The organism is Tractidigestivibacter sp. (assembly GCF_057241865.1).
Genome location: NZ_DBHHPX010000021.1, coordinates 25,578 through 48,633, shown reverse-complemented (window position 1 = coordinate 48,633; position 23,056 = coordinate 25,578). Strand labels below are relative to the sequence as shown.

General features: G+C 59.5%; 18 protein-coding genes. 14 read left to right on the top strand and 4 right to left on the bottom strand.

Annotation, left to right across the window (positions count from 1 at the left end):
- Nucleotides 1-50: 50 nt before the first annotated feature.
- Nucleotides 51-635 (bottom strand): ribosome biogenesis GTP-binding protein YihA/YsxC, encoded by a 585-nt coding sequence (gene yihA / locus ACO59D_RS08140; protein ID WP_485126554.1) that lies wholly within the window; start codon nt 633-635, stop codon nt 51-53.
- A gap of 128 nt (nt 636-763) precedes the next feature.
- Between yihA and ACO59D_RS08135 the strand changes: the two genes are divergently transcribed.
- Both ACO59D_RS08135 and ACO59D_RS08130 read left to right on the top strand, forming a co-directional pair.
- Nucleotides 764-982 carry a hypothetical protein gene (locus ACO59D_RS08135; RefSeq protein ID WP_485126553.1) on the top strand — a complete coding sequence of 73 codons (219 nt, stop codon included), beginning with the start codon at nt 764-766 and terminating at the stop codon, nt 980-982.
- A 114-nt stretch (nt 983-1,096) separates the two neighbouring features.
- Nucleotides 1,097-2,056, top strand: coding sequence for an undecaprenyl-diphosphate phosphatase (locus ACO59D_RS08130; protein WP_485126552.1), 960 nt, complete (start codon nt 1,097-1,099; stop codon nt 2,054-2,056).
- Between the two features lie 23 nt (nt 2,057-2,079).
- On the opposite strand, the gene ACO59D_RS08125 is transcribed toward ACO59D_RS08130, so the two are convergent.
- Nucleotides 2,080-2,931 carry a hypothetical protein gene (locus ACO59D_RS08125; protein ID WP_485126551.1) on the bottom strand — a complete coding sequence of 284 codons (852 nt, stop codon included), beginning with the start codon at nt 2,929-2,931 and terminating at the stop codon, nt 2,080-2,082.
- A gap of 625 nt (nt 2,932-3,556) precedes the next feature.
- On the opposite strand from ACO59D_RS08125, the gene ACO59D_RS08120 reads away from it, so the two are divergent.
- The gene (locus tag ACO59D_RS08120; RefSeq protein WP_485126550.1) at nt 3,557-3,991 is read left to right on the top strand and encodes an arginine repressor; all 435 of its coding nucleotides are present in this window, start codon (nt 3,557-3,559) and stop codon (nt 3,989-3,991) included.
- Between the two features lie 48 nt (nt 3,992-4,039).
- On the opposite strand, the gene ACO59D_RS08115 is transcribed toward ACO59D_RS08120, so the two are convergent.
- The gene (locus ACO59D_RS08115) at nt 4,040-6,316 is read right to left on the bottom strand and encodes a transglycosylase domain-containing protein (protein ID WP_485126549.1); all 2,277 of its coding nucleotides are present in this window, start codon (nt 6,314-6,316) and stop codon (nt 4,040-4,042) included.
- Nucleotides 6,317-6,710: 394 nt separating this feature from the next.
- Between ACO59D_RS08115 and rffA the strand changes: the two genes are divergently transcribed.
- The 3 genes from rffA to ACO59D_RS08100 are packed head-to-tail and all read left to right on the top strand — an operon-like array spanning nt 6,711 to nt 8,603.
- Complete coding sequence (gene rffA / locus ACO59D_RS08110; protein ID WP_485126548.1) at nt 6,711-7,850, top strand: dTDP-4-amino-4,6-dideoxygalactose transaminase; 1,140 nt, start codon at nt 6,711-6,713, stop codon at nt 7,848-7,850.
- A gap of 8 nt (nt 7,851-7,858) precedes the next feature.
- On the top strand, nt 7,859-8,260 hold the full coding sequence (locus ACO59D_RS08105; protein ID WP_130813075.1) for a DMT family transporter: 402 nt from the start codon (nt 7,859-7,861) through the stop codon (nt 8,258-8,260).
- Entirely contained in the window at nt 8,253-8,603 is a 351-nt protein-coding gene (locus tag ACO59D_RS08100; RefSeq protein ID WP_165443724.1) for an EamA family transporter, read from the top strand. Before ACO59D_RS08105 ends, ACO59D_RS08100 begins: the two co-directional genes overlap by 8 nt.
- Before the next feature lie 39 nt (nt 8,604-8,642).
- Here the strand turns inward: ACO59D_RS08100 and ACO59D_RS08095 are convergent, their stop codons facing one another.
- Complete coding sequence (locus ACO59D_RS08095) at nt 8,643-11,411, bottom strand: YfhO family protein (protein WP_485126547.1); 2,769 nt, start codon at nt 11,409-11,411, stop codon at nt 8,643-8,645.
- 213 nt (nt 11,412-11,624) lie between these two features.
- On the opposite strand from ACO59D_RS08095, the gene ACO59D_RS08090 reads away from it, so the two are divergent.
- The 8 genes from ACO59D_RS08090 (at nt 11,625) to ACO59D_RS08055 (ending at nt 23,051) form a co-directional block, all read left to right on the top strand.
- A complete protein-coding gene (locus ACO59D_RS08090; RefSeq protein WP_485126546.1) occupies nt 11,625-12,575 on the top strand; it encodes a glycosyltransferase family 2 protein in 951 nt (316 codons plus the stop codon).
- On the top strand, nt 12,572-13,579 hold the full coding sequence (locus ACO59D_RS08085) for an NAD-dependent epimerase/dehydratase family protein (RefSeq protein ID WP_485126545.1): 1,008 nt from the start codon (nt 12,572-12,574) through the stop codon (nt 13,577-13,579). The genes ACO59D_RS08090 and ACO59D_RS08085 overlap by 4 nt, the downstream gene beginning before the upstream one ends.
- Nucleotides 13,580-13,636: 57 nt before the next feature.
- Nucleotides 13,637-16,237, top strand: coding sequence for an N-acetylmuramoyl-L-alanine amidase (locus tag ACO59D_RS08080; protein ID WP_485126544.1), 2,601 nt, complete (start codon nt 13,637-13,639; stop codon nt 16,235-16,237).
- Nucleotides 16,238-16,248: 11 nt separating this feature from the next.
- Nucleotides 16,249-17,394 carry an ATP-grasp domain-containing protein gene (locus ACO59D_RS08075; protein WP_485126543.1) on the top strand — a complete coding sequence of 382 codons (1,146 nt, stop codon included), beginning with the start codon at nt 16,249-16,251 and terminating at the stop codon, nt 17,392-17,394.
- A 19-nt stretch (nt 17,395-17,413) separates the two neighbouring features.
- Complete coding sequence (locus tag ACO59D_RS08070) at nt 17,414-18,496, top strand: acyltransferase family protein (protein ID WP_485126542.1); 1,083 nt, start codon at nt 17,414-17,416, stop codon at nt 18,494-18,496.
- 274 nt (nt 18,497-18,770) lie between these two features.
- Nucleotides 18,771-19,988, top strand: a complete 1,218-nt coding sequence (tyrS, locus tag ACO59D_RS08065) for a tyrosine--tRNA ligase (RefSeq protein WP_485126541.1) — start codon at nt 18,771-18,773, stop codon at nt 19,986-19,988.
- 125 nt (nt 19,989-20,113) lie between these two features.
- Entirely contained in the window at nt 20,114-22,651 is a 2,538-nt protein-coding gene (locus ACO59D_RS08060; protein WP_485126540.1) for a peptidase U32 family protein, read from the top strand.
- Nucleotides 22,652-22,748: 97 nt separating this feature from the next.
- The gene (locus ACO59D_RS08055; protein WP_130813082.1) at nt 22,749-23,051 is read left to right on the top strand and encodes a NifU family protein; all 303 of its coding nucleotides are present in this window, start codon (nt 22,749-22,751) and stop codon (nt 23,049-23,051) included.
- The last annotated feature ends 5 nt before the right edge of the window (nt 23,052-23,056 follow it).

Below are 23,056 nucleotides of genomic sequence, written 5' to 3'. Positions count from 1 at the left end.
ACCCGGTCACAAGGGCTGATGGTGCTACCTAGAAACCCCGGAAGTTGTGTCTAGTCGCAGGCCCTCTCGATGCGCTTGCGCAGTTCGTCGATGCCAAGACCGGTTTGCGCAGAGGTGAGTAGCATCTGCTTGCGCGGTACCTCGAGCTGGCGAGAAAGGAGCTCCACCTGGCGTGCCTGCTTAGGGCGGCTGAGCTTGTCGGCCTTGGTGAGCGCGACTACGAAGGGCAGCTCGTTTTCATGGAGGAACCCGAGCATGTCCTGGTCGAGCCTCTGAGCCTCTAGGCGCACGTCGACCAGGGCAATGACCAGGTTAAAGCTGCGCTCTTGCGCGAAGTAGCCCGAGATGAGGTTGGCCCAGCGCTGGCGCTCGGACATCGAGACGCGTGCGTAGCCGTAACCGGGCAGGTCGACAAAACTGATGCCGTCGGCCTCGAAGAAGTTCACGTTGGCGGTCTTGCCCGGCTGAGACGAGACCTTGGCCAGGGCCTTTCTCCCCAGCAGCCTGTTGAGCAGTGACGACTTGCCCACGTTGGAGCGGCCGACAAAGGCAACCTCCGGCGTGGTGGGCGCAGGGAGGCCGTTGACCGTTCCGTACGAGGCGATGAAGCGAGCGTTCTGGAGGTTGAGCGCCATGGTTGGAGTCCCCTTTTAACGATTTCCTAGGGCGTCATTCTACCCGAATGAGACAAGGGAACTGTCCCTCTGTCTCACGGAGTAGAATGACGCTATGAGTGGAGCCGGCGAGAAGGACGGAGACAAGCGTGGACCCCAAGGACCAAAAGCCTGACGAGCCGCCCAAGCACTCCCTTCTCGTCACGCTCCTTCTCGCCGCGGCAATCGCGCTGCTTGCGGGGCTTCTCGCCTGGGGTGTTCCGGTGCTGCTCAGGATGGGAGGGCACGAGGAGGAGCAGCAGCAGGGTGCATTGACCGTCCAGGAGGACGTGCCCGAGGGCCCCAGCGAACAGGTTCCCGAGCCGTAGTTTTTCGCTGAAAGCCCACCGGCCCCGTCGCTCGTGCTGCGCACCCTTCATCATGGACTCGTTCGTAAGCACGCGCGCCCGCACATGCGGTGGCCCGCGCACAAAGGGGGAAACGTGGATCTTCTCGAGCTTCTCAAGGCAGCAGCCTATGGCATGGTCGAAGGCATCACCGAGTGGCTGCCCGTCTCGTCGACGGGACACATGCTCCTTCTCGAGCAGTTCATGCCGCTCAACGTCTCTAAGGACTTCTGGGACATGTTCCTTGTGGTGATCCAGCTTGGCGCCATCATCGCCGTGCTTGTCGCCTTCTTCCACGAGCTCAACCCGTTCTCGGGTGCCAAGTCTGCGGGCGAGCGCCGCTCCACCTGGACGCTCTGGGGCAAGACCATCGTTGCCTGCATCCCCGCCGCGGTGGTGGGGCTGCCGCTTGACAACTGGATCGAGGACCACCTGGGAAGCCCGTTTGTGATTGCCGCCGCGCTTATCGTCTACGGCATCGTGTTCATCGTGATCGAGTCCATGCGCGAGCGTCGCGCCCGATGCCTCATGGCCATGCCCGTCACGGCTCCAGCTACGGCCGCAGGCCCCTATCGCCCGCGTCACTTCTCGTCTGCCGCACCCCAGCAGAAGCTCACGGTCTCGCAGGCAGCAGACGCAGACGTCCGCATCCATGACCTCGCCGACCTCGACTGGAGGACGGCACTGGGCATCGGCCTTTTCCAGGTGCTCTCGATTGTCCCGGGCACGTCTCGCTCCGGATCCACCATCATTGGCGGTCTCATCTTGGGCTGCTCGCGCACTGTGGTTGCGCAGTTTACGTTCTACCTGGCGATTCCCGTGATGGTGGGGGCCTCGGGCCTGCGCCTTGTGAAGTACTTCCTCAAGGGCAACACCTTCACCACCCCCGAGGCGGCCATCCTGCTCACGGGCTGCATCGTGGCCTTCCTCGTATCGCTTGCGGCCATCCGCTTCCTCATGGGCTTCGTGAAGAAGCACGACTTCAAGCCCTTCGGCTGGTACCGCATTGCGCTGGGCGCCGTTGTCATCGCATACTTCGCATTGGTCGCGGCGTAGGTACCGGCGGCACCGTTCACCCGCTACGACGCCATCTTCGTGAGTGCGTAGAGCTTCCCCGCAGACGCATTTGCCAGCGTGTCTGCGTCCCAGGTCTTTGCCGTCACGGCGCTTGAGGTTGGGTCGTGTACGGTGTAGGTGCCGTCGGAGCCCTTCTCGACCACAAGGATCCAGTGGTCGTAGGCTGTGAGCGAGTTCGCCTTGACCTCCATGGCCAGTACGGTCCCCGATGCGAGCACTGCCGAGATGTTCTCGGCTGAGGTGTCGTAGGCGTGGTAGACCACGCCGAGCGAGTTGGACTCGGTCGTGAAGAAGTCCCCGCTCAGGTACGAGTCACCCGTAGCCAGGCTGTCCTTCTCGGCCAGAGCCGCTATCGTTGCAGGGGTGTTGTCAGTCGAGCCGGTAAGGCCGATGACCGCCATCGCCATCACAGTGGGGCCAGAGCCCGTGATTGCGAGCGCACTGCCTGCGTAGTCAACCGCGCCCCAACGGGAGTCCCAGTCGTAGAGCTGCGGATAGCTCCCAATGGAGGCATCCTCATCGTATGCCTGCGCGGTCTTGTCGGAGTCAAGGTAGCCCGCGACGAGAGATGCCGCATCGGGCTCGTCGAGGGCCAGCTCAACCAGGCGCTCGTCTCCGTACCGGTCGGCGTTGGCTGCAATCTGCGCAATCTGGTCATTTTGGTCGAGGCGCGCGGTGAGCTCCTGCGAGAGCGTGTCCGAGATCCCGCTTGCCACGCGGGGCTTCTCCGCTTCGGCCTCCGGCTGCCTCTGGGCGGCGCTGTTGGCAACGCAACTGGAAATGGCGAAGATGAAGAGCACTATAGCGACAACGCCCAGCACCAGGGCGAGCACCATGCGCGCATCAAGGCCCATGACGCGCCACCGCCCGGCACTCCCAAAACCAATGCTGCGGCTTCTCAGCTCATAGTCCCGCTGGCGGCTGCGTCCCTGTGACCCATAGCTCAGCGACGACTGCCGGCGCGGGCGTAATCCAGCACCCCGTCCACGTTCGCCATGCGAGCTGTGTCCTCGGCGAGGCGCGCTGTTGCCGCTTCCGTGGGAGCGACTGCCGTGGCTGCCGCGCGACACACTCGTGCCTCGCTGGGGTCTCTGAGACCTGTCGTCGGAGTACTCCATCGTTCCTCCTCGCGTGGGTACATGGGCGTCCCAAGGCTCGATGCAGCTTTGCGAATGGCGCGCTATTGGGCTTGCCATACAAAGTGCCACCTCACATGCCTTATAGCACTATAAGGCAGTGTTGCTTTCTCGTCGTGCGAGAGTTGTGCAGACGGTGCCGGCGCATGCCTACGGGCCCATAAGTGGCATGAGCAGACAAATCCCGACAGCCAATCGCACTAACTCGCCGGTATGTTGCTTGCGTGACCCGGTACGGGCATGTGGATATGGCGCAAATTTGATACGTATAATCCGAAGAAAGTATTCATCGTTGTTTGGTGGCCGTGCCATTCGGGCAGGGCCACAGGTTGAGAGGCATCACGTGGCAAAGCAGAGAAACAATCGCCAGGAAGCCATCAGGCAGATTATCCGAGACAAGGCAATCCGCACCCAGCGCGCACTGGTGAAGGAGCTTCAAGACATGGGCTTCTCGTGCACGCAAGCCACGGTCTCAAGAGATATTACCGAGATGGGCCTGCGCAAGCTCCCCGAAGGCATCTACGTGCTCTCTGAGGACCTGCACCTGCAGCGTATGCTCTCGGAGTTCGTGATAGACGTGCTGCGTGCTGAGAACCTCGTGGTGATTAAGTGCCAGCCCGGTACCGCCTCCGGTATCGCTGCGGCCATTGACGGCGCGGCACTCTCACATGCACTGGGCTCTGTGGCTGGTAACGATACGGTGCTTGTGGTTGCGATTGACGGTCAGCATGCGGCCGCCCTGCAGTCCCTCGTGAAGAAGCTCGGCAGCTCGAAGTAGAGACAAGGGAGAGGCAAGGGGACAGCCCCCTTGCCTCTTGTCTCATTTTTACTGGCCTGTGGTCCCTGTGCCGCCGGTACCGCCACCGGTGTTGTCATCGCCGGTACCGCCACCGGTGTTCTCGCCATTACCACTGCCGCCGTTTTCGCCGGTGCCGCCGCCGTTCCCGCTGTTCTCACCGGTCCCGCCGGTACCGCCGCCGGAACCGTTCCCGCCAGTGCCAGCGCCGGTGTCGTCGCTGCTGTTTTCGGTCGTGGAGCCGTTCGTCTCTGTTGTGGTGGCGTTTGTGGTCGTCTTTCTGGTTGTCGTAGTCGTGGTTGTGGTGTTGTCGCTCACGGTGCTGTGCGGGGTCGAGTTCGAGTTCGTGGATGTAGAGGTACCCACAAACGTCCACGAGCTGTTGCTCTTGTAGGTTGCGGTCTCCGTGGAGACGGGGAACTCCTCGCGTGCGACACCCGACAGCGCAGCGTTCATGTAGTTGGTCCAGATGGGCTGGGCTGTGGTGGGCGTCGTTGCAAGCGCGCCCCTATAGTACGCGGCCCGGTTGTTGTCGCGGTTGCCCACCCATACCGTGGTGGTGAGCTGGGGGGTGAAGCCGCAGAACCAGAGGTTGTCAGCCTTATCCGAGGTACCGGTCTTGCCGCCTACGGGCTGGTTGGCGGTGAAGTACCTGTGCACGTAGTTCGTCGTGTAGCCTGCGTCCACGACGCCCTCGAGGACCTCGCGCGCATCCTGGGCAACGCCCTCGTCGATTACCTGCTGGGGGTCATCCTCGTGCTCGTACACGATGTTGCCATTGCGATCCTCGATCTTGGTGATTGCGATGGCGTCGCGATGCACGCCGTTGGTAGCAAAGACGGTGTAGGCCTCGCACATCTCGAGCGGCGTAACACCCGAGGAGCCAAGGACCAGCGAGGGGACGGACTGCAGGTCCGAGTCGATGCCCATGAGGTGGGCAGTCTGGATGAGCTTGTCGACGCCAACCGCCATGACCACCTGCGCGTAGCCCGTGTTCGAGGAGAGCTCGGTCGCGCGGGCGAGGGTCACATAGCCGTACTGCGCGTTCTCGTAGTTGTGAGGTGTCCAGGTGGAGGTGATCTGCATGGGGGAGTTGCAGTTGAGGATAACGGTGGGGCTCATGCCGTCAATCATCGCCGCCATGAGCATGAACGGCTTGAAGCTGGAGCCTGCCTGACGCTGGCTGGTTGCGAGGTTGATGGAGCTCTGGCCTTGGCTTTCGTCATAGCCGTAGTTGGTGCCGCCCACCATGGCAACAATGTGGCCGTTGGTATTGTCGATAGACACCAGTGCTGCGGAGAGCTGGTCGTTTCCGGACATGGAGACGAGATCGTCTACCGCCTCCTCAGCGGCCTCTTGCTTCGCGGGGTCGAGCGTCGTGTAGACCCTCAGACCGCCTTTGAGGATGGTGTCGTTGTCAAAGTCGTTCTGGAGAAGCGACTTCACGTAGTCGGTGAAGTAGGGGTAGGAGCCAGAAGTCTCATCCTGCAAGGAGCCGGGGTTCAAGATGAGCTCCTCCTGCGTGGCCGCGTCGTACTCCTCCTGCGTGATGTCACCCTGTGCAAGCATGTTGCCCAAAACCTTGTTGCGGCGCTCGACGCAGGCGTCAGGATTCACGAATGGGTCGTAGTAGGAGGGTGAGTTGGGGATGCCCACAAGCGTTGCCGCCTCTGCCAGCGTAAGCTCGCTCGCGTGCTTGTTGAAGTAGGTGACGCTTGCCGCCTCAATGCCATAGGCGCCCTCGCCATAATAGATGGTGTTGAGGTACATGTTGAGGATCTGGTCTTTGGAGTAGGTCTTCTCCATCTGGATGGCGATGTAGGCCTCGCGCACCTTGCGCTTGAGCGTCTGGTCGAACTGCTCGGACGAGAGGACCGTGTTTCTCACGAGCTGCTGCGTGATGGTGGAAGCGCCCTCGGAACGGCCGCTGAGCTGGCTCACGATGGCGCGCAGGATGCCCTGGGGGTCGACGCCGTTGTGCTGGTAGAAGCGCTCGTCCTCGACGTCGACCGTGCCCTTTTTCACGTAGTCGGAAATCTCGTCGAGTGTGATAGAGCGACGGTTCTGGAGGTAGTACTGCGCAATCTCTGTGCCGTCCGCGGCATAGACAATCGTGGGCTCGGCAACGAGGTATGCGTCTGCCGACTCGTAGTCCGGCAGGTCCTGCAGCCACGAGTCGACGATCGTGCCCAGCGAGAGAGCGAGCGCCAAAGCGAAGAGCGCTATGAAACCAAAAACGCCGGCGATGCCAAAACCGACGGCGTGCGTGCTTGAATGCTTTCGAGCCCTGCGGGTCCTGATGCCCATGGAACCTCCTTGTGTGGACACAATCGTACTCATTATAGGGAAAGTAGAGAAAGGGGCTCGTGGGCTTGTGTCTGTTCTGAGGGGACGTGGGTTAAGCCAATCATCAATCTACCCGAACCATTATCAAGCATGGAGCTGGAACTATGGGGTACTTGCTCGAAAGCGTCTAATTGCTTCTGGGGAATTGAAATGGGTTTAGAATATTCGCGTTCTGGCGCTTTTCAGCGCTGTTTGCCGCTTGCTTCGCCATAGCCCTCGTACGCCACGTTAGCTTGGCTTGCAAGGGATTGCGTTTGACGTTCTCGTGGCGGTGCAGAACGAGAAGTCCCGGCAAAGGGAAATTGTTTGGCTATTAGGACGTCTGGAAGTCCCGGATACCAGAGAGTAGGCTTCGATGATCAACTTTAACATTCCGCCAGTTGTGGGAAACGAGATGGGGTATGTTCGCCAGGCAGTGGAGGACAACCGTAAGATTAGTGGTGACGGTCCTTTCACCAAGAAGTGTGAGCAGTGGATGTGTGACCGCTTCTCGACTCCAAAGGTTCTCCTTACCACGAGCGGAACATCTGCGCTGGAGATGGCGGCATGGCTCTGCGACATTAAGCCCGGAGACGAGGTCATTCTCCCCAGTTTCACGTTCTCAAGCACGGCTACCTCATTTGTGCTGGCCGGCGCCAAGCTCGTGTTTGTCGACGTGCGTCCCGACACGATGAACATCGACGAGTCCAAGATCGAGGCCGCCATTACCGATAAGACCAAGGCCATTGTTGCCGTCCACTACGCTGGCGTAGCCTGCGAGATGGACACCATCATGGACATTGCCCAGCGCTATGGCCTAAGGGTCGTGGAGGATGCTGCGCAGGGTGTCATGAGCACGTACCATGGCAAGGCACTTGGTTCCATTGGTGACCTTGGGTGCTTCTCGTTCCACGAGACTAAGAACTACTCTATGGGCGAGGGTGGTGCCATCCTCATCAATGACCCTCAGCTGTTCGAGCGGGCCGAGATTATACGCGAGAAGGGCACGAATCGCTCTCGCTTCCTCCGCGGACAGGTGGACAAGTACACGTGGGTCGACTGGGGCTCGAGCTACCTGCCTTCCGACATCAACGCTGCGTACCTCTGGGGACAGCTCCAGTGTGCAGACGAGATCAACGAGAACCGCCTTGCCAGCTGGGATGCATATAAGCGTGCGCTCCAGCCCCTTGCTGACGTGGGCGTCCTGGGGATTCCAACCAGCCCTGAGGGCTGCAAGCACAATGCTCACATGTTCTATGTCAAGGCAGCGGACCTCGGGGAGCGTACCGCCCTCATCACATTTCTTAAGGAGCGTGGCGTTCAGTCTACATTCCACTATGTGCCGCTACACAGTTCGCCAGCTGGCCTCCGCTTTGGGCGCTTCTCTGGTGAGGATGTCTATACCACGCGCGAGAGCAACCGCCTCGCAAGGCTTCCTATGTACTATGGGCTGAAGCCTTGTGACCTCAACACCGTCGTGGAGGCGATTCACGCCTTCTATGCGGGCAGATACTAGGGGGATTCGTGTCTGAGAAGTCTGAGAAGAATGCTGGAAAGGTAACGAGGACCCTCGTCGCCCTTCATGGGGTCCTGCTCGTTCTGTCTCTCTCTGGTGTATGTTCCAAGCTCGCTTCACGCCAACCGTTCATGTCCCTCGCTTTCATCTTGCTCTATGGGGCGGTCCTGGTTATCCTGGCGTTCTACGCGCTCGTTTGGCAGCAGGTCATAAAGCGGCTCCCCCTTACCTTCGCCTATGCTAACCGTGCAATTACGGTTGTGTGGGGCATAGTCTGGGGCTACCTCTTCTTTGGCGAGAGCGTCAATCCGGTCATGCTGGTGGGTGCCGTGATTATCATCTGTGGCATCGTCCTCTATGCAACGGATGGCAGCGCCGATTCCGAGAAGGGCGGCAATGCCAATGAGTGAGCTAGTCGTTTATTCTCTGGTCTATCTCTTTGGTACCTTCATCAGCGCGCTTGCACAGGTGTTGCTCAAGAAGTCTGCCATGAAGACGTATGACTCTCCCATAAAGGAATATCTCAACCCCCTTGTTGTTACGGGGTATGCCATCTTTTTCGCAGCGACGCTATGCACGCTGCTTGCGTATAAGGTCGTGCCACTCTCGATGGGACCGGTCCTTGAGGCTACGAGCTATGTATACGTCACGATCTTTGGGGTCGCCATTTTCCATGAGCGTGTTTCCAAACGCAAGTTCCTAGCGCTTGCGCTCATCATAGGTGGCATTGTCATTTATTCGTTCGGTGTGTAGGAAAGGGGCTCTCCTGCTTGTGGGAGAGCCCCTGCTTGCCTATCCGTTGCTGATTGCAGTCTGGTCTTCGTGCCGCCTCTTTCGGTTGCGCACGCGAAGCCCAATCCAGCATCCGGCAAGGGCACATCCCGACATTCCAGCGCACCAAAGGCCAATGGTGCGCTCGCTATCATGGTATTCAAAGCGAACCGTGTGAGATCCCGCTGGTACACGTACCCCCAGGAAACCGAGATTAGCGACAATCGCTGGCTGCTCCTCGCCGTCGACATATGCATGCCAGGATTGCTCCCAGCTGAACGGTACAACCACATAGCCATCTGAATCCAAATCGATGGTTCCTTCGATGTGGTCGTTCCCATAGCTCGTAACAGTGGGATTCGATGACATGCGTGCCTCGTATCCCTGCTTGTAAAAATCAAAGTAGCTCTCTGAAGTGCTTGAAACATTGATGTTGGTAACCGTTGCGTCTTGCGTGTTGTTGACATCAGAGATGGTGACGCAGGCGTATTCGTAACCCTTGTCGGCCACGACAATGCGGATGTGCTCGTTGCCTGCCGCCGTCCGATAGCGGGCTTGAGACACGGGTGTGGCATCGCCTGCGTTCTGGTAGAGGGGAATGTTTATATAGAGATTGCCACTCTCCGTGGACGTCGCAGAAAGGTCCATGTCAAACACCAGGTACTCCTGACGCCCCTCAGTCGGAAGGCCCATGTTGATGACTCCACCAGGCTTGAGCGTCTCTGCAGTGGACGAGAGCTGCGTGCACTCTGAGTTCAAGACAGACTCGTAGGTGGCCGAGGTGACGTTGTCATCTTGGGCAATGCTGTCTGGCAGGATGACATTCGCGAGCATTGCGGCAGGCCTGTCCTCCCTGTCGATGCTCAGGAAGTCGGATCGGGACATGGCCTCAGATGACGTGTAGCCATACAGCATTGGGAGGGCGTACTCGTTTTTATAGAGATACCAGTCGCCCTGGTCGGAAATCTGGCCGTATCCGTATGGTACGGCAGGAGCAATGCCGTCATGATTGTTGGGTATGGCGAGATAGCCGACACCGAGAAGGTCATTGAGTACGTTGCTACGGACGCCATACGCGTAGCGCGAGTAGCCAGATTGCTCAACGTAGTCGTTGCCCATGCTGGCGAGAAAATCGGTGGTCTGGCTGTTAATTCCGGCTCCGCCTATGTACATCTTGGTGGATAGGTACGAGCCTGCCATTGAGGAAGTAAGCAGGCCTCCCTGGTCGTCGATGCGCTGCTCCCCAACGGTAACCCCGGCATCCTCCAAGGCCTGGGCGGAGGTGTTGGAAAACGAGTTATAAAAGTCCTCCGGAGTGATGGTGGGCACGTTGTTGACAACCCGATATCCAGCAAAGACAAGCTCGAGTGGGACGACAATCACGAGAAGCGAAACCCATGCGCTGCGGCCAGTGCGCCTGGGCACGAGAAGAATGACGGCGTAGACGATGAGAAGTGCCCCCGCAAGCGCAATCGGCCTTTTTGCAACATGGTCTGGGTACAGGATAGCCGTACTCGTTGCGAGGAGAGCAAGGGCCACGCCGAAAACAGCGATAAGGGTCTTCGTGTTAGCGCGCTCCCAGAGATTCTCTAGCCCAAGAGTCCCCAGATACATGATGACCAATACGACAAAGAACGATGACATCCTGAAATCGTCATTGCCTACCGCAAAGCCGTTCATGAGATATCGAAGGCCAGGGAACAGACAGTAGAGGAGGGCGAAGAGCGCAGGCACAAGGAGCCAAATGCGCTGCCGTCGGTCTTTGCCCATAAGGCTTAGCGGGGTCGCAACTATCGTCAGCAGGCCGCAGTAGTAGTAAGGGGCATTGAGTGGGCTGGTCGGACCCACGTACTTGGCTAGATAGCCAAGCCCTCCCGTCGTGAAGGTGTTGACAAGTTCCGTAGCAACGGTGGTGCCATCCGAAAGGGAAAGTAGCTGGAGGAGAGACATGCCAGAGGAGCCTGTGCTCCCGGTGATGTTGGAGCCCACTCGCGAGCTTGTCGCGTACACGCGAACAATGGGGAGCAAAAGCGGCAAGGCGAGCATCACGCCAGCGATATACAGACCAACCAGCTGGAGTACGGCAACATGGATGGGACGATTGTGATGGGGCGTGCCACCCTCGTAGCCAAACCTGCAGAGAGCATAAGCAAACAGCACCGCGCTGTAGAGAATAAGTCCGTAGAGGTTAAGAATGGAGAGCATGAGCGCGAGAGCGAGGGGAAACGTGATGAACTTATGCTGGTCATGGAAGAATCTTTCAAATGCCCAGAGGAGCATCACGGCAAAGGTGACCTCCATCGTATATGCCGTCCAGGCCGAGATGGCAAGCATCCTGCCACAGAACGCACACCCCAGGCTGATGACAAAGCGGGTCCTCCACCTTGCGTCAAGCCAGCCTGTGTACAGGTAGCAGAAGATGCCGGCTAGAACTATTTTTGCAATCTGGCACCACAGCATGCCCCAAAGGACTCCCTCGAATCCAAAGAGTGAGACGACATACTCGGCGTTCCAAGACTCCAGCGTCACCGTTCCTAGGTACTGGGATGGGTTCCAGGTTGAGAATATCCCATGCGAGAAGCGATAGGCAGCGTTCAGGAAGAACGGAACACTCTGCGCGTAGGAGTCCGCGCCAACTTCCACATAGACAAGCGCGCGCTTGCCACAGATGAAGTCGAAGTACGTAAGGCAGGTCATGAGAAGCAGCACCACAAGGAAGACGAGGAAGCCCCTTCGCTTGTGACCGTCCTCATCCATAGAGTCGATTGCGGCAGAGAGCTTGTCGAGCATTGGCTTTCTCCGATTCCGACGATGTGAAGCTGACATGGCATATTGCTCATCACGATTGCGCGTGCGGCTCAATACGAGCTTGCCCACAACTAGCCATGATAAGGAAGTACGCATTGAGGTGCAGGCTGAGCGTAGCGCATTTTGATTGTGCGCTAGAATTCTACCTTTAGGGGCCCTCTTGGGGGCATCGCCTGAGAGGGAGGAAGCAAAGTCGTGTCTTTGGTAGACGTCTCTATAGTAATTCCCGTCTACGGGTGTCGTGCCGCTCTGCCAGAGCTGCATCGGCGCCTTGTGACAACCCTGGAGGGGATGGGCAAGACCTTCGAGATTGTGCTCGTGGATGATTGCTGCCCACAGAACTCGTGGGAGGAAATCAAGAAGATTTGCGCGACGGACAGGCGGGTCGTAGGGATTCACTTCTCGAGAAACTTTGGGCAGATTCGGGCAATCACCTGTGGGCTTGATCATGCGCGGGGTGAGTGGGCTGTGGTAATGGACTGTGATCTCCAGGATCGTCCGGAAGCCATCCCGCAGCTCTGGGACAAGGCCCACGAGGGCTACGATGCCGTGTTCGTACGACGCGTCAACAGGAAGGACAAGGAGTCCACCAAGTTCCTTTCGCGATCCTTCTACAAGGTGTACGAGCACTTCACCGATGGCTCTTATGACAACACAATCTCCAACTTCAGCATTGCCTCGCGACAGGTTGTGAACCAATACTGCCGCATGAGGGAACACAACCGGGGCTATACGACATTCATCAAGTGGCTGGGCTTCAACCAGGCTGCCATTGACGTTGAGGGTGATGAACGCTTTGAGGGCGAGTCCTCCTACACCATGCGCAAGAAGCTGCGGATGGCGTTTGAGCTCATCACATCGCAGTCTACAAAGCCGCTCAAGCTGGCGGTCAACGTTGGATTCACGGTGTTCTTTATCTCGCTCGTTTACCTGATTTTCCTACTTATCTACCATGCGGTAGTGCCTGATGTGGCAGTTGGCTGGACCAGTACCATTGGTGCCATTTTCCTCATGGGCGGGTTGAACATTGGCGTTGTTGGCATCGTTGGCCTGTATGTAGGAAACATCTTCGACGAAACCAAAAACAGGCCGCTGTACGTCGTGAAAACCATCCTCAACAGCAGCGAAGGAGACGATGGGAAATGATCTTGGTCATCGGTGGCACGAGCTTTATTGGCATGTACACGATTGACGAGCTTGTCCGCCATGGCAAGAAGGTCCTTGCGACTGGCAGGAACCGCAAGCTCGAGCCCATGGTTCGCTCGCTGGGAGCGGACTATGTCGAGCTTGACATTACGAACGAGGGCGATTTCTCCAAGCTCCCCACGACCGACATTGAGGGCGTGATCTTGCTTGCGGCCCTGCTTCCTGCCAATGCCAAAGCGGACCTTGTGGATAACGAGAATGCCGCGGATTACTTTCAGGTCAACTGCATCGGCACGGTCAACGTCCTAGAGTACTGCCGCAAGAATGGTATCAAGAGGGTTATCTCGTGCTGCAGCTACGGGGATACGTCGAACTCTTGGGGCAAGGGATATGCCATCACTGAAGACGAGCCTCGCGGCTTCAAGTTTACGGGCGACCACGCCATGTATGTGATTAGCAAGAACGCAGCCAACGACACTATCGAGTACTACAACCAGCAGCACGGCATGCAGGGCGCTAGTTTCCGTTTCCCGCCGGTCTATGGTGTTGGCCCTCACGGGACGATTATGGTGAACGGCAAGCCCTACAAGTCTGGCATTCAGACCTTCATCGAGAACGCTGAGCAGGGCAAGGACATCGAACTCTGGGGAGATCCTCACATCAAGCGCGACATCATCTACGTGAAGGACGTTGCCCGTGCGTTCAGGCTGGCCTTGGCAAGTGATGAGACCTATGGGCTCTACAACATGACGAGCTCGACGCAGCTTGATCTTGAGGATCAGGCGCAGGCCGTTATCGAGGTATTTGGCAAGGGCAAGGGTTCCAGGATCGTCTATCGTCCCGATAAGCCAAACAACACCCCGTCCTTTCTCTACAGCATGGAGAAGGCAAAGCACGACTTTGGGTTTGTCCCCAAGTACACGGACTACAAGACCATGATGCTCGACTACAAGAAGGAGCTCGAGAGTGGTCGCTGGGAAGTGCTGGTCTCGGCAGACGATTAGGTCGCAAGCGCTTCTTGGGTGCATTGGGCAGCCGGGTTGAGAGAGCGAAGGTGTGTTATGAGTCACAAATCTTCCGTAAGGATTATCGCCATGCTGGCGCTGCTCGTTGTGGCAGTGGCGTGGCCCGGCAGGGCGTATGGCTCGACTCAGCCTGGGGTCGCTGACCCCTATACGCCCTCCTCTCGCTCGGTAGTCATTGCTGTCGATGCTGGCCACGGTTCTGTCCTGGGCGATTATGGTGCTTCAGGTAACGGTCTAAAGGAATCAGAGCTAACCTCCACAATTGCTGATGCGATGAGGGAGCGTCTCTTGCAGTATGGGGATGTGAGCGTAGTGATGACTCGTCCCTCATGGGGGGCATACCCTAACCAGACGCTTGATTTGATGGGAAGAACCGAGACTGCTAAAAATGCCGGCGCAGACCTGTTTGTGAGCGTGCACATCAATGCGGGTGGCGGGACTGGAGCCGAGGTTTACGTACCAAATGCGAGTTCGTATAACTACAACTGCCGAACGGTTGGGTTGGCCGTAGGCCAGCGGGCGCTCAGCGGACTGGTTTCCCTGGGATTTAATAGCAGGGGCATAAAGACGGGGTCACTGTCGTCGACATATCCTGATGGCAGTGCGCAGGACTATCTATCCGTAATCCGAAACTCAAGGCTCCGGGGCATTCCCGCGATCTTGGCAGAATGTGGCTTTATCGATACCTACTCCGATGCCAGCAAACTGTCTAGCACGAGCAAACTCATGACAATTGGGAGCACCGAGGCAGACGAGATAGCTGCGTACTACGGGCTCTCAATTGGTCCCAATGTGCCACATTTGTACGTAACCTCTATGTCCAACGGTGAGATGGACATAGCCTGGGCATCCACGAACGCAGAGAAATACGCAGTCTATATTCGAGAGGACGATGCGGATTCCTGGAAGGCGTATACGGAGGACTACACCAGCACTTCCATTCGACTTGCGTCCATGCCTGATGGGAGTCCCCTCCAGAACGGCAAGACGTACCAGGTTCTTGTGCAGGCGTATCGTGGGGGCTCTTGGTCATCAATAGACGCTGGGGCTCGGTGGATTACCCTTGTTCCCTCCCCGGCCAACGTCGCCGCCGCCACCGGCGACGGCGAGGTCACGCTCTCCTGGGACGCCGTCGAGGGCGCCGACGCGTACGCGGTCGCCGAGCTCGTCGGCGGGTCGTGGAGGACCTACACCCTCGACTGCGCGTCGACCTCCTACGTGGTCTCCGACCTCGCCAACGGCGTGAGCCACTCGTTCCTCGTCCAGGCCCGCGTCGGCGGGCGCTGGTCGCAGGTGTCCGCCGCCCTGTGCGCCTCCGCGACGCCGTCCGGCACCACGAGGCCCTCCGCGTCGGCGGTCGCGGGCGACGGCGAGGTCACGCTCTCCTGGGCCCGCGTGCCCGGCGCCGAGAGGTACGCCGTGGCCGTCATGGAGGGCGGCGGCTGGCGCACCTACACCTACGACTGCGCCGGCGAGTCCTACGTGGCCGGCGGCCTCGAGAACGGGACCCGCTACACCTTCCTCGTGCAGGCCTACGTGGCCGGCGCCTGGTCCAGCTTCGGCGCGGACGACTACGTGCTGGCCACGCCCTCCGCCTCCACGTCCCCGGCCAACGTCACCGCCGCCGCCACCGGCGACGGCGAGGTCACGCTCTCCTGGGACGCCGTCGAGGGCGCCGACGCGTACGCGGTCGCCGAGCTCGTCGGCGGGTCGTGGAGGACCTACACCCTCGACTGCGCGTCGACCTCCTACGTGGTCTCCGACCTCGCCAACGGCGTGAGCCACTCGTTCCTCGTCCAGGCCCGCGTCGGCGGGCGCTGGTCGCAGGTGTCCGCCGCCCTGTGCGCCTCCGCGACGCCGTCCGGCACCACGAGGCCCTCCGCGTCGGCGGTCGCGGGCGACGGCGAGGTCACGCTCTCCTGGGCCCGCGTGCCCGGCGCCGAGAGGTACGCCGTGGCCGTCATGGAGGGCGGCGGCTGGCGCACCTACACCTACGACTGCGCCGGCGAGTCCTACGTGGCCGGCGGCCTCGAGAACGGGACCCGCTACACCTTCCTCGTGCAGGCCTACGTGGCCGGCGCCTGGTCCAGCTTCGGCGCGGACGACTACGTAACGGTATCCATCGGTGTTGGACATCCCATCATGGGTTCGCAGGAAGTATCTGAAGCTGCGATGGTTGCTAACTTTAAGAGCTCTGGATACAGCTACCCATCGGATGTGTATTCCTCTAAGGGAGCAGCAAGCATCGAAGAGTTCGTCTCTCTTCTGTGCCAAGCGGCAAACTCAGAAGGGGTGCGTCCCGAAGTTGTGTATGCTCAGGCAATGATTGAAACCGGATACCTCCAGTTTGGTGGTGCTGTCAAAGCCGAACAATGCAACTTTGGTGGGCTTGGTGCCGTGGATAGCAGTCCGACTTCCGCGAATACCTTCCCAGATGTATATACGGGCCTTCTCGCCCAGGCGCAGCACCTGAAGGCATACGCCTCGACGGATGCCGTAAACAACACGCTCGTAGACGTCCGCTTCAAGTACGTCAAGCGCGGTTCCGCCAAAACCGTAGAGAAGCTATCCGGCACATGGGCGTCGAGCGAAAGCTATGGGACCTCAATCTGCCGCATCCTCGACTCCCTAAAGTAAGGGGATGGAGCATGAAGAAGCTCGCAATTCTCGGTGCAGGCGACTTTCAAAACCCGTTGATTCTCAAGGCAGAGGAAAAGGGGTACGAAACGCATGTCTTCGCTTGGCGGAGCGGTGACATTGGCGAGAAGACCGCAGACCACTTCTATCCCGTGAGCACTGCTGAGAAAGACAAGATTCTGGACATTTGCCGCGAAATTGGCATCGACGGGATTTGTGCGATTGGCTCTGACTTCAACAACATCACGGCTACCTATATCGCCAATGAGCTTGGCCTTACGGCAAACTCTGTGGAAACGGTGGAGCGTTCCACGAACAAGCACCTTATGCGAGAGACCTTTGCACAGCATGGGGACTCTTCGCCCAAAAGCATCCTCGTGACTCCGGAGAACCGTGAGAGCGTCGATATTTCCGAGATGCGATTCCCACTCATCGTGAAGCCCACCGATAGGTCTGGTAGCCGTGGTATTACCCGCCTCGAGAAGCAAGCGGATTTGCAGTCGGCGCTCGATGATGCCTTCTCCTGCTCGTGGGAGCATGCGGCTGTGGTAGAGGAGTATGTGACTGGTGAGGAGTTCAGCGTTGAGTACATCTCGTGGAAGGGGGAGCATCACTTCCTGCAGATGACCAAGAAGTTCACGACAGGAGCTCCCCACTTCATTGAGACAGGCCACTTCGAGCCGGCGCTAATCTCAAATGAGCTTGTCGAGCGGACAAAAGCCGTTGTTTCGCATGCTCTTGGTAGCCTGGGTGTCCAGTATGGTGCCTCTCATTCAGAAGTCATCATTGACCGCAGTGGGAAGCCTTGGATAGTTGAGATTGGCAGTCGCATGGGTGGTGACTGCATTGGAAGCGACCTCGTAGAGCTTTCGACGGGGATTGACTTTGTGGGCGGGGTTGCCGATGTGGCGCTCGGCCTTAAGCCAGACCTAACACCCCAGCATCCAAAGGGATTCTCGATGATTCGCTTTATTTTCTCGCAAGAGGATCTGGATGCCCTCGTGCAGGCGCAGAAGGATTGTCCGGAGCTGCTCTGCAACGTGAGCAAGATCGAGCCGTTTGATCATGCTGTCACAGACAGCTCCAATCGATTCGGCTTCTTCATCATGCGGGGGCAGTCGCTTTCTCAACTATGGAAGTACCTGCCAATCAGATAACAAAACTGAGGAATGTAGTATGGCAGATAGCGATAAGCTTACAAAGTATCCACCCTTTACGAAGGTCGATACTTCAGTCGTAAAGGGCGTAGCCATCTTGGCGCTGTCCTTGCATCATTTGTATCCCAATAGCCCAGGGATACCAATGGATTTTGGCAACTTATCAGTCCCAACTCTCATTGCTACGTCATGTAAGGCTTGCGTTGCGGTCTTTGCAATACTGAGCGGATATGGCCTTACGGAGGGCTGGAAAAGAAGAACGACTAGCGAGCCACGTTTCGTTTTGCGACACGTTTGGACACTTCTCTCCTCGTTTTGGGCATGTTATCTTGTCGTAGCGACTACTTATTTCCTATCTGGTGCAACACTTCAATCCGTTTATGGCGTAGGCGGTGTTGGGCCAGTTGGTAATCTATTATTTGATATATTAGGTATGGCAGAGCTTTTTCGAATGCCAACTCTTTCTGGTCCCTGGTGGTATATGTCAGCAGCGATAATCTTTTACCTGTTGTTCCCCCTGCTATACAGGGGGGTCAAGCACACGGGTCTCTTCTTCCTTTGCATTTGCTTTATCCCCTGGGTCGCTTACATGGCAATTGGTGATACTGGCATGCATACGGATTGGTTTCTCTTTTACATCTTCTCCTTTTCTGTCGGTATTTACCTATCGGAGAGGGATTTGTTGGCGATTGCAGAAATGATGTCGCAGGAGAGACCAGCTTTGGCAGGAATTTGCTCGCTTGCACTCATCCTGTTGACGCTTGCAATCCGGGCGATTGTGACATTGCCAGCAGACCCACTGCTGGGATTGTCGCTGATATTTCTTGAAATATGCGTGCTGTCAAAAACAAGGGTGTTGAAAGCGGTTCTTAAGAAATTTGGTGATTTTGCTGGAGTCGAGTACATGACTGAAGGAATCATTCCGCTACTTGTATCGAGAGCCGTATTCCCCTCCTTTATTGGCTGCTACCTCATTTTCGTGCTGCTATCTCTCTGTATCTCGATTGGCATCTCTCAGTTACTGAAAGCAATAGGCTTCGGAAGAATCAGCAGACCTTGGAAGTATGCTGGACAAGGTACAGTAAATGCATTGAGTTCGTAGATGGTTATTGGCAATTGGGGGATGTGGCAGCGTATCGCCTCGAGGGGGCGTGGAAGGGTGCAATTGCAGGGCCTCCAATTACACCCGTTCTTTAATTGCCATGGTGAGAACATCCTGAGGTAATCGGGACATCGATGATGGCATGTAACGTTATGCATACCACGCGTCTGCCTACGAGGCCGTGGAAGCATAGTTCAACCTGCGCTATGCTTGTATATCCCCGGTCGCAGGCGCAATCCGCGAAGACACGCGAACACACACGGAGGACAGAGCATTGCTGCCAGTCGAAGAACAGCTGAAGGTCATCACCTCGGGCACCCTGCAGATCGTGCCCCTGGACGAGCTCAGGAAGAAGCTTGGGCGCGGGGTGCCGCTCAACATCAAGCTGGGTGTCGATCCCACCAGCCCGGACCTTCACCTCGGCCATGCCGTGCCCCTGCGCAAGATGCGCCAGTTCCAGGACCTGGGGCACAAGGTTACGCTCATCATCGGTAACGGCACCGCCCTTATCGGCGACCCGTCCGGCCGTGACTCTACCCGACCGCCGCTCACGGAGGAGCAGGTCGAGGCAAACGCCAAGACCTACGTGGCGCAGGCCATGAAGGTCCTCGACCCCGAGAAGACCACCATCGTGCACAACGGCGACTGGCTAAAGCCCCTGGACCTCTCCAAGATGCTCAAGCTCATGAGCCAGTTCAACGTGGCACGCATCCTCGAGCGCGAGGACTTCCACAAGCGTTACGCAAACGGCCAGTCCATCGCCCTGCACGAGTTCATCTATCCGGTGCTCCAGGCCTACGACTCCGTCGTGGTGAAGGCTGACCTCGAGATGGGCGGCAATGACCAGATCTTCAACCTTCTTGCCGGTCGCGACCTCATGCGTGCCATGGGCATGGAGCCACAGGTGGCGCTCACTGTGCCGCTGCTCGTGGGCACCGATGGCGTGAAGAAGATGTCCAAGAGCTACGGCAACTACGTTGGTCTCACCGACCCCGCTGACGACATGTACGGAAAGCTCATGTCCATCACCGACGAGCTCATCCCGCTGTACTTCCGCCTGTGCTCCACGCTTCCCGTGGACGATATCGATGCCATCGACGAGCAGTTCAAAGATAGGACGGCCGACCCGTACGCCCTCAAGCGCGAGCTTGCCCGCAACATCTGCGACCTCTACCACGGCGCGGGCGCAGGTGACGCTGCCCAGGAGGCCTTCGACGCCACGTTCAAGAAGGGCGAGGTGCCCGAGGACATCGCCGAGTTCCCGTTTTCCACGGTCCAGGTGAACGACGAGGGTAAGGTCTACCTGGCCAAGCTCCTGGTGGACGTGAGGATTGCCAGCGGCACGGGTGAGGCGCGCCGTCTCATCGACGGCGGCGGCGTCAGGATCGACGGCCAGGCTGTCGAACCCAAGTGCTACAACATGGACCCCTCGCTCTTCTCGGCGGGCACGGTTCTCCAGAGCGGCAAGAAGCGCTGGGCAAAGCTGGTGTAGTGCCTGCGGACGTGGTCTTTTCGCACGTATGGCGTGTCCGGCTCCGCCGAGCTTCCAAGAGTTTCAGAATGGTTCGTCCGTGGCCCGCGTCCTTTTGGGTCACGGACGAATTTTGGAGGCGAGCAATGCAAGAGGTCTTCATGCACTTCTCCAATTTTAGAGACACCCATCCCGTGCCGGAGCTCCTGGCCCCCGCAGGCGGCCCCGAGGCGTTTAGCGCTGCGCTTGCAGCTGGTGCCGATGCCATCTACTGCGGGCTGGGCAACAGCTTCAACGCCCGCCGCGGCGCGCACAACTTCACCGACGAGGCCTTTGGCGAAGCGTGTCGGCGCGCGCACCTCGCAGGTGCCCGCGTCTACGTGACGGTGAACGTCGCCGTTGCCACGCACGAGATTCCGCAGGTGCTTGAGCTTATACGTCGTGCCTGGGTGCTGGGAGCCGATGCCTTCATCATCCAGGACTGGGGCCTTCTCGCCGAGGTTCGCCGCAGCTGGCCGCAGATTGAGTGCCACGTGTCTACGCAGGCTAACGTGCACGACGCTCGTGGCGTCGCCTGGTGCCGCGAGCTGGGCGTGGCTCGTGTGACGCTCTCACGCGAGCTCTCTTTGGACGAGATGCGCACCATCGCGCGCGAAGGCGTGGAGCTGGAGGCATTTGGCCACGGCGCGCTGTGCTTCTGCTACTCGGGCGTGTGCATGATGAGCTCGCTTGCAGGCGGGCGCTCGGCCAACCGCGGCATGTGCGCACAGCCGTGCCGCCTGCCGTACGACCTGGTGGACGAGGAGGGGCACGCCATCGAGGCTCCTGGCCGCACGCGCCCCCTCTGTCCCAAGGACTACTGCGTTATTGATGACCTTCCCCAGCTGCGCGATGCCGGCGTGGCGTCGCTCAAGGTCGAGGGTCGCATGAAGTCTCCGGACTACGTACACGCGGTGATCTCCGCCTACCGCGGGGCACTCGACGCGCTTGTGGCCGGCAGGGATGGCGAGAAGGCCAGCGCCGCACGCCACCGCACGCTGCGTCGCGTCTTCAACCGGGACTTCACCGATGCGTACCTCTGGGGCCGCTCCGGCGACGAGATGATGAGCTACGAACGCTCCAACAACCGCGGCGAGCTGGTGGGCGAGGTCGTCTCGTCCCGCCGCCTGGAGGACGCGCTCGTTCGGCGCGGAGGATCGGACGGCGGGCGCGAGCGCATGCGGCGCCTCACCCGCGCGGACGTCGAGATTCGCTTGGGCCAGCCGGTGGGGGAGGGCGATCTGCTCGAGCTGCGGCCGGTTGAGGACCCCTCGCAGTTCCTTACGGTGCGCTCCGAGCGCGCGGCCGCTGCCGGCGAGACCATCGCCTGTCGCGCTTCTCGGCCCATCCCGGCAGGCGCGGCGGTGCGCGTGATTCGCTCGCAGGCCGCGATGGACGCTGCGGCACGCGTCTCTGGGCTGGACGTGCCGCGCCGCCGTCCCGTCACGGTGAGCGTGCGGGCGCGCCTGGGCGAGCCCTTCTCGGTGACGCTTTCCTGCCTTGACGGCAGCGCCGTGGCAACTGCGGAGGGATTCGAGGTGGAGTCGGCGCGCACCAAGGCCGTGACCAGGGAGGACCTCGTGGAGCACGTGGGTCGCATGGGCCAGAGTCCCTTCGAGCCCTTCTCGTTTGAGGTCCAGATGGACGAGGGCGTGGGCATGGGCTTCTCGGCCGTGCACAAGGTGCGCGCGCAGGCGTGCAAGGCGCTTGAGCAGAAGGTGCTTGCCCCGTACGAGGCCCGCAGTGAGGGGCTTGCCGTTGCGCCCTCGGCACGCGGGGTGGCCGCGCGCTTGGCGGAGGTGCGCGAGAGGGACGGCCTTGCCGCGCCGGACGCGTGGACGAGGCCCGCGCCCGAGGCCTGCGCGCTGGTGGCTACGGCCAGGGCAGCGCGCGCCGCGCTTGATGCCGGCGCCACACGCGTCTACGCGACATCGGACGCGTTGGAGGACGGGGCCGTGTGGCCCGAGGGCGTGATTCCCTGGCTCGACGAGGTGTGCCGCGAGGGCGACCACGCCCGTCTGGACCCGTGGGTGCGTGCCGGGCAGCCTGTGGGCGTGGGCAACGTCTCCGAGCTTGCGCTTGCTACGTCGCGTGGTGCTCTCGCCGAGGTGCGCACCTGCATTCCCGTGCACAACGAGAGTTGCCTTGTGGCGCTGGAGGAGGCGGGTACCGCTGGGCTCTGGCTCTCTCCGGAGCTTACGCTGGAGGAGGTCTGCGCGCTTGCGGGGACGGCATCGGTGCCGGTTGGGCTTGTGGTCTCCGGACGCGCACGCGCCATGACCAGCGAGCATTGCGTGTTGCAGGCGGCTGGCCGTTGCATTCACGATTGCCCTAACTGCGAGCTGCGCCGCCGACGTCTCTCGCTGCGCGACATCGATGGCAACCTCTTGCCGGTGCGAACCGACGTGCATGGACGGTCGCGTATTTGGGCAGCGCATCCGCTGGATGCAACGCCGCAGGCAGATACCCTTGTTGCGGCTGGAATCACGCGTCTTATGGCCGATGCGACGCTTCTCTCGCCCGAGGAGTGCGCGTTTGCCGTCGAGCGAGTGGTGCGCGCACTAGTGGCGGTTGCGGCTGGGAGGCGGCCTGCTCCTCGTGTGCAGGGCGCAACCTCCGGGCATCTTTTCTCGGGCATTGGGTAATATGAGACCTTGTAGCCTATCATTACACTAGGAATTCGCGACAGAGGAAATTCGCGCGAGCACAGGCGCGGGGGCACCCGCGCGGGAGGAGAGGACCATGGCAGAGAACGAGACCCCCAGCGCCGAGGGTGCCGAGAAGGGTGAGCAGACCACCGAGGCAAAGCCGGTGCTTAACCGCAAGCTGCTGTCCGAGACCATTGACATCATCCGTCAGAGCCTGCAGGCCGACGGTGGCGACGTCGCCCTTATCGACTGCACCGATGACGGTGTGGTGACGCTTGAGATGCAGGGCGCCTGCGCTGGCTGTCCACTCTCGACCTACGATATGTCCGAGGGTATCGAGCGCATCCTCAAGGAGCACGTACCGGGCGTTACACGCGTGCAACCTGCGCTTCTCTAGGCCGG

Coding starts and splice junctions, on each gene's coding strand:
- yihA (WP_485126554.1), bottom strand. CDS start 635: ATGGCGCTCAACCTCCAGAACGCTCGCTTCATCGCCTCGTACGGAACG.
- ACO59D_RS08125 (WP_485126551.1), bottom strand. CDS start 2,931: ATGGGCCTTGATGCGCGCATGGTGCTCGCCCTGGTGCTGGGCGTTGTC.
- ACO59D_RS08115 (WP_485126549.1), bottom strand. CDS start 6,316: ATGGGCATCAGGACCCGCAGGGCTCGAAAGCATTCAAGCACGCACGCC.
- rffA (WP_485126548.1), top strand. CDS start 6,711: ATGATCAACTTTAACATTCCGCCAGTTGTGGGAAACGAGATGGGGTAT.
- ACO59D_RS08100 (WP_165443724.1), top strand. CDS start 8,253: ATGAGTGAGCTAGTCGTTTATTCTCTGGTCTATCTCTTTGGTACCTTC.
- ACO59D_RS08095 (WP_485126547.1), bottom strand. CDS start 11,411: ATGCTCGACAAGCTCTCTGCCGCAATCGACTCTATGGATGAGGACGGT.
- ACO59D_RS08085 (WP_485126545.1), top strand. CDS start 12,572: ATGATCTTGGTCATCGGTGGCACGAGCTTTATTGGCATGTACACGATT.
- ACO59D_RS08080 (WP_485126544.1), top strand. CDS start 13,637: ATGAGTCACAAATCTTCCGTAAGGATTATCGCCATGCTGGCGCTGCTC.
- ACO59D_RS08075 (WP_485126543.1), top strand. CDS start 16,249: ATGAAGAAGCTCGCAATTCTCGGTGCAGGCGACTTTCAAAACCCGTTG.
- ACO59D_RS08070 (WP_485126542.1), top strand. CDS start 17,414: ATGGCAGATAGCGATAAGCTTACAAAGTATCCACCCTTTACGAAGGTC.
- ACO59D_RS08060 (WP_485126540.1), top strand. CDS start 20,114: ATGCAAGAGGTCTTCATGCACTTCTCCAATTTTAGAGACACCCATCCC.
- ACO59D_RS08055 (WP_130813082.1), top strand. CDS start 22,749: ATGGCAGAGAACGAGACCCCCAGCGCCGAGGGTGCCGAGAAGGGTGAG.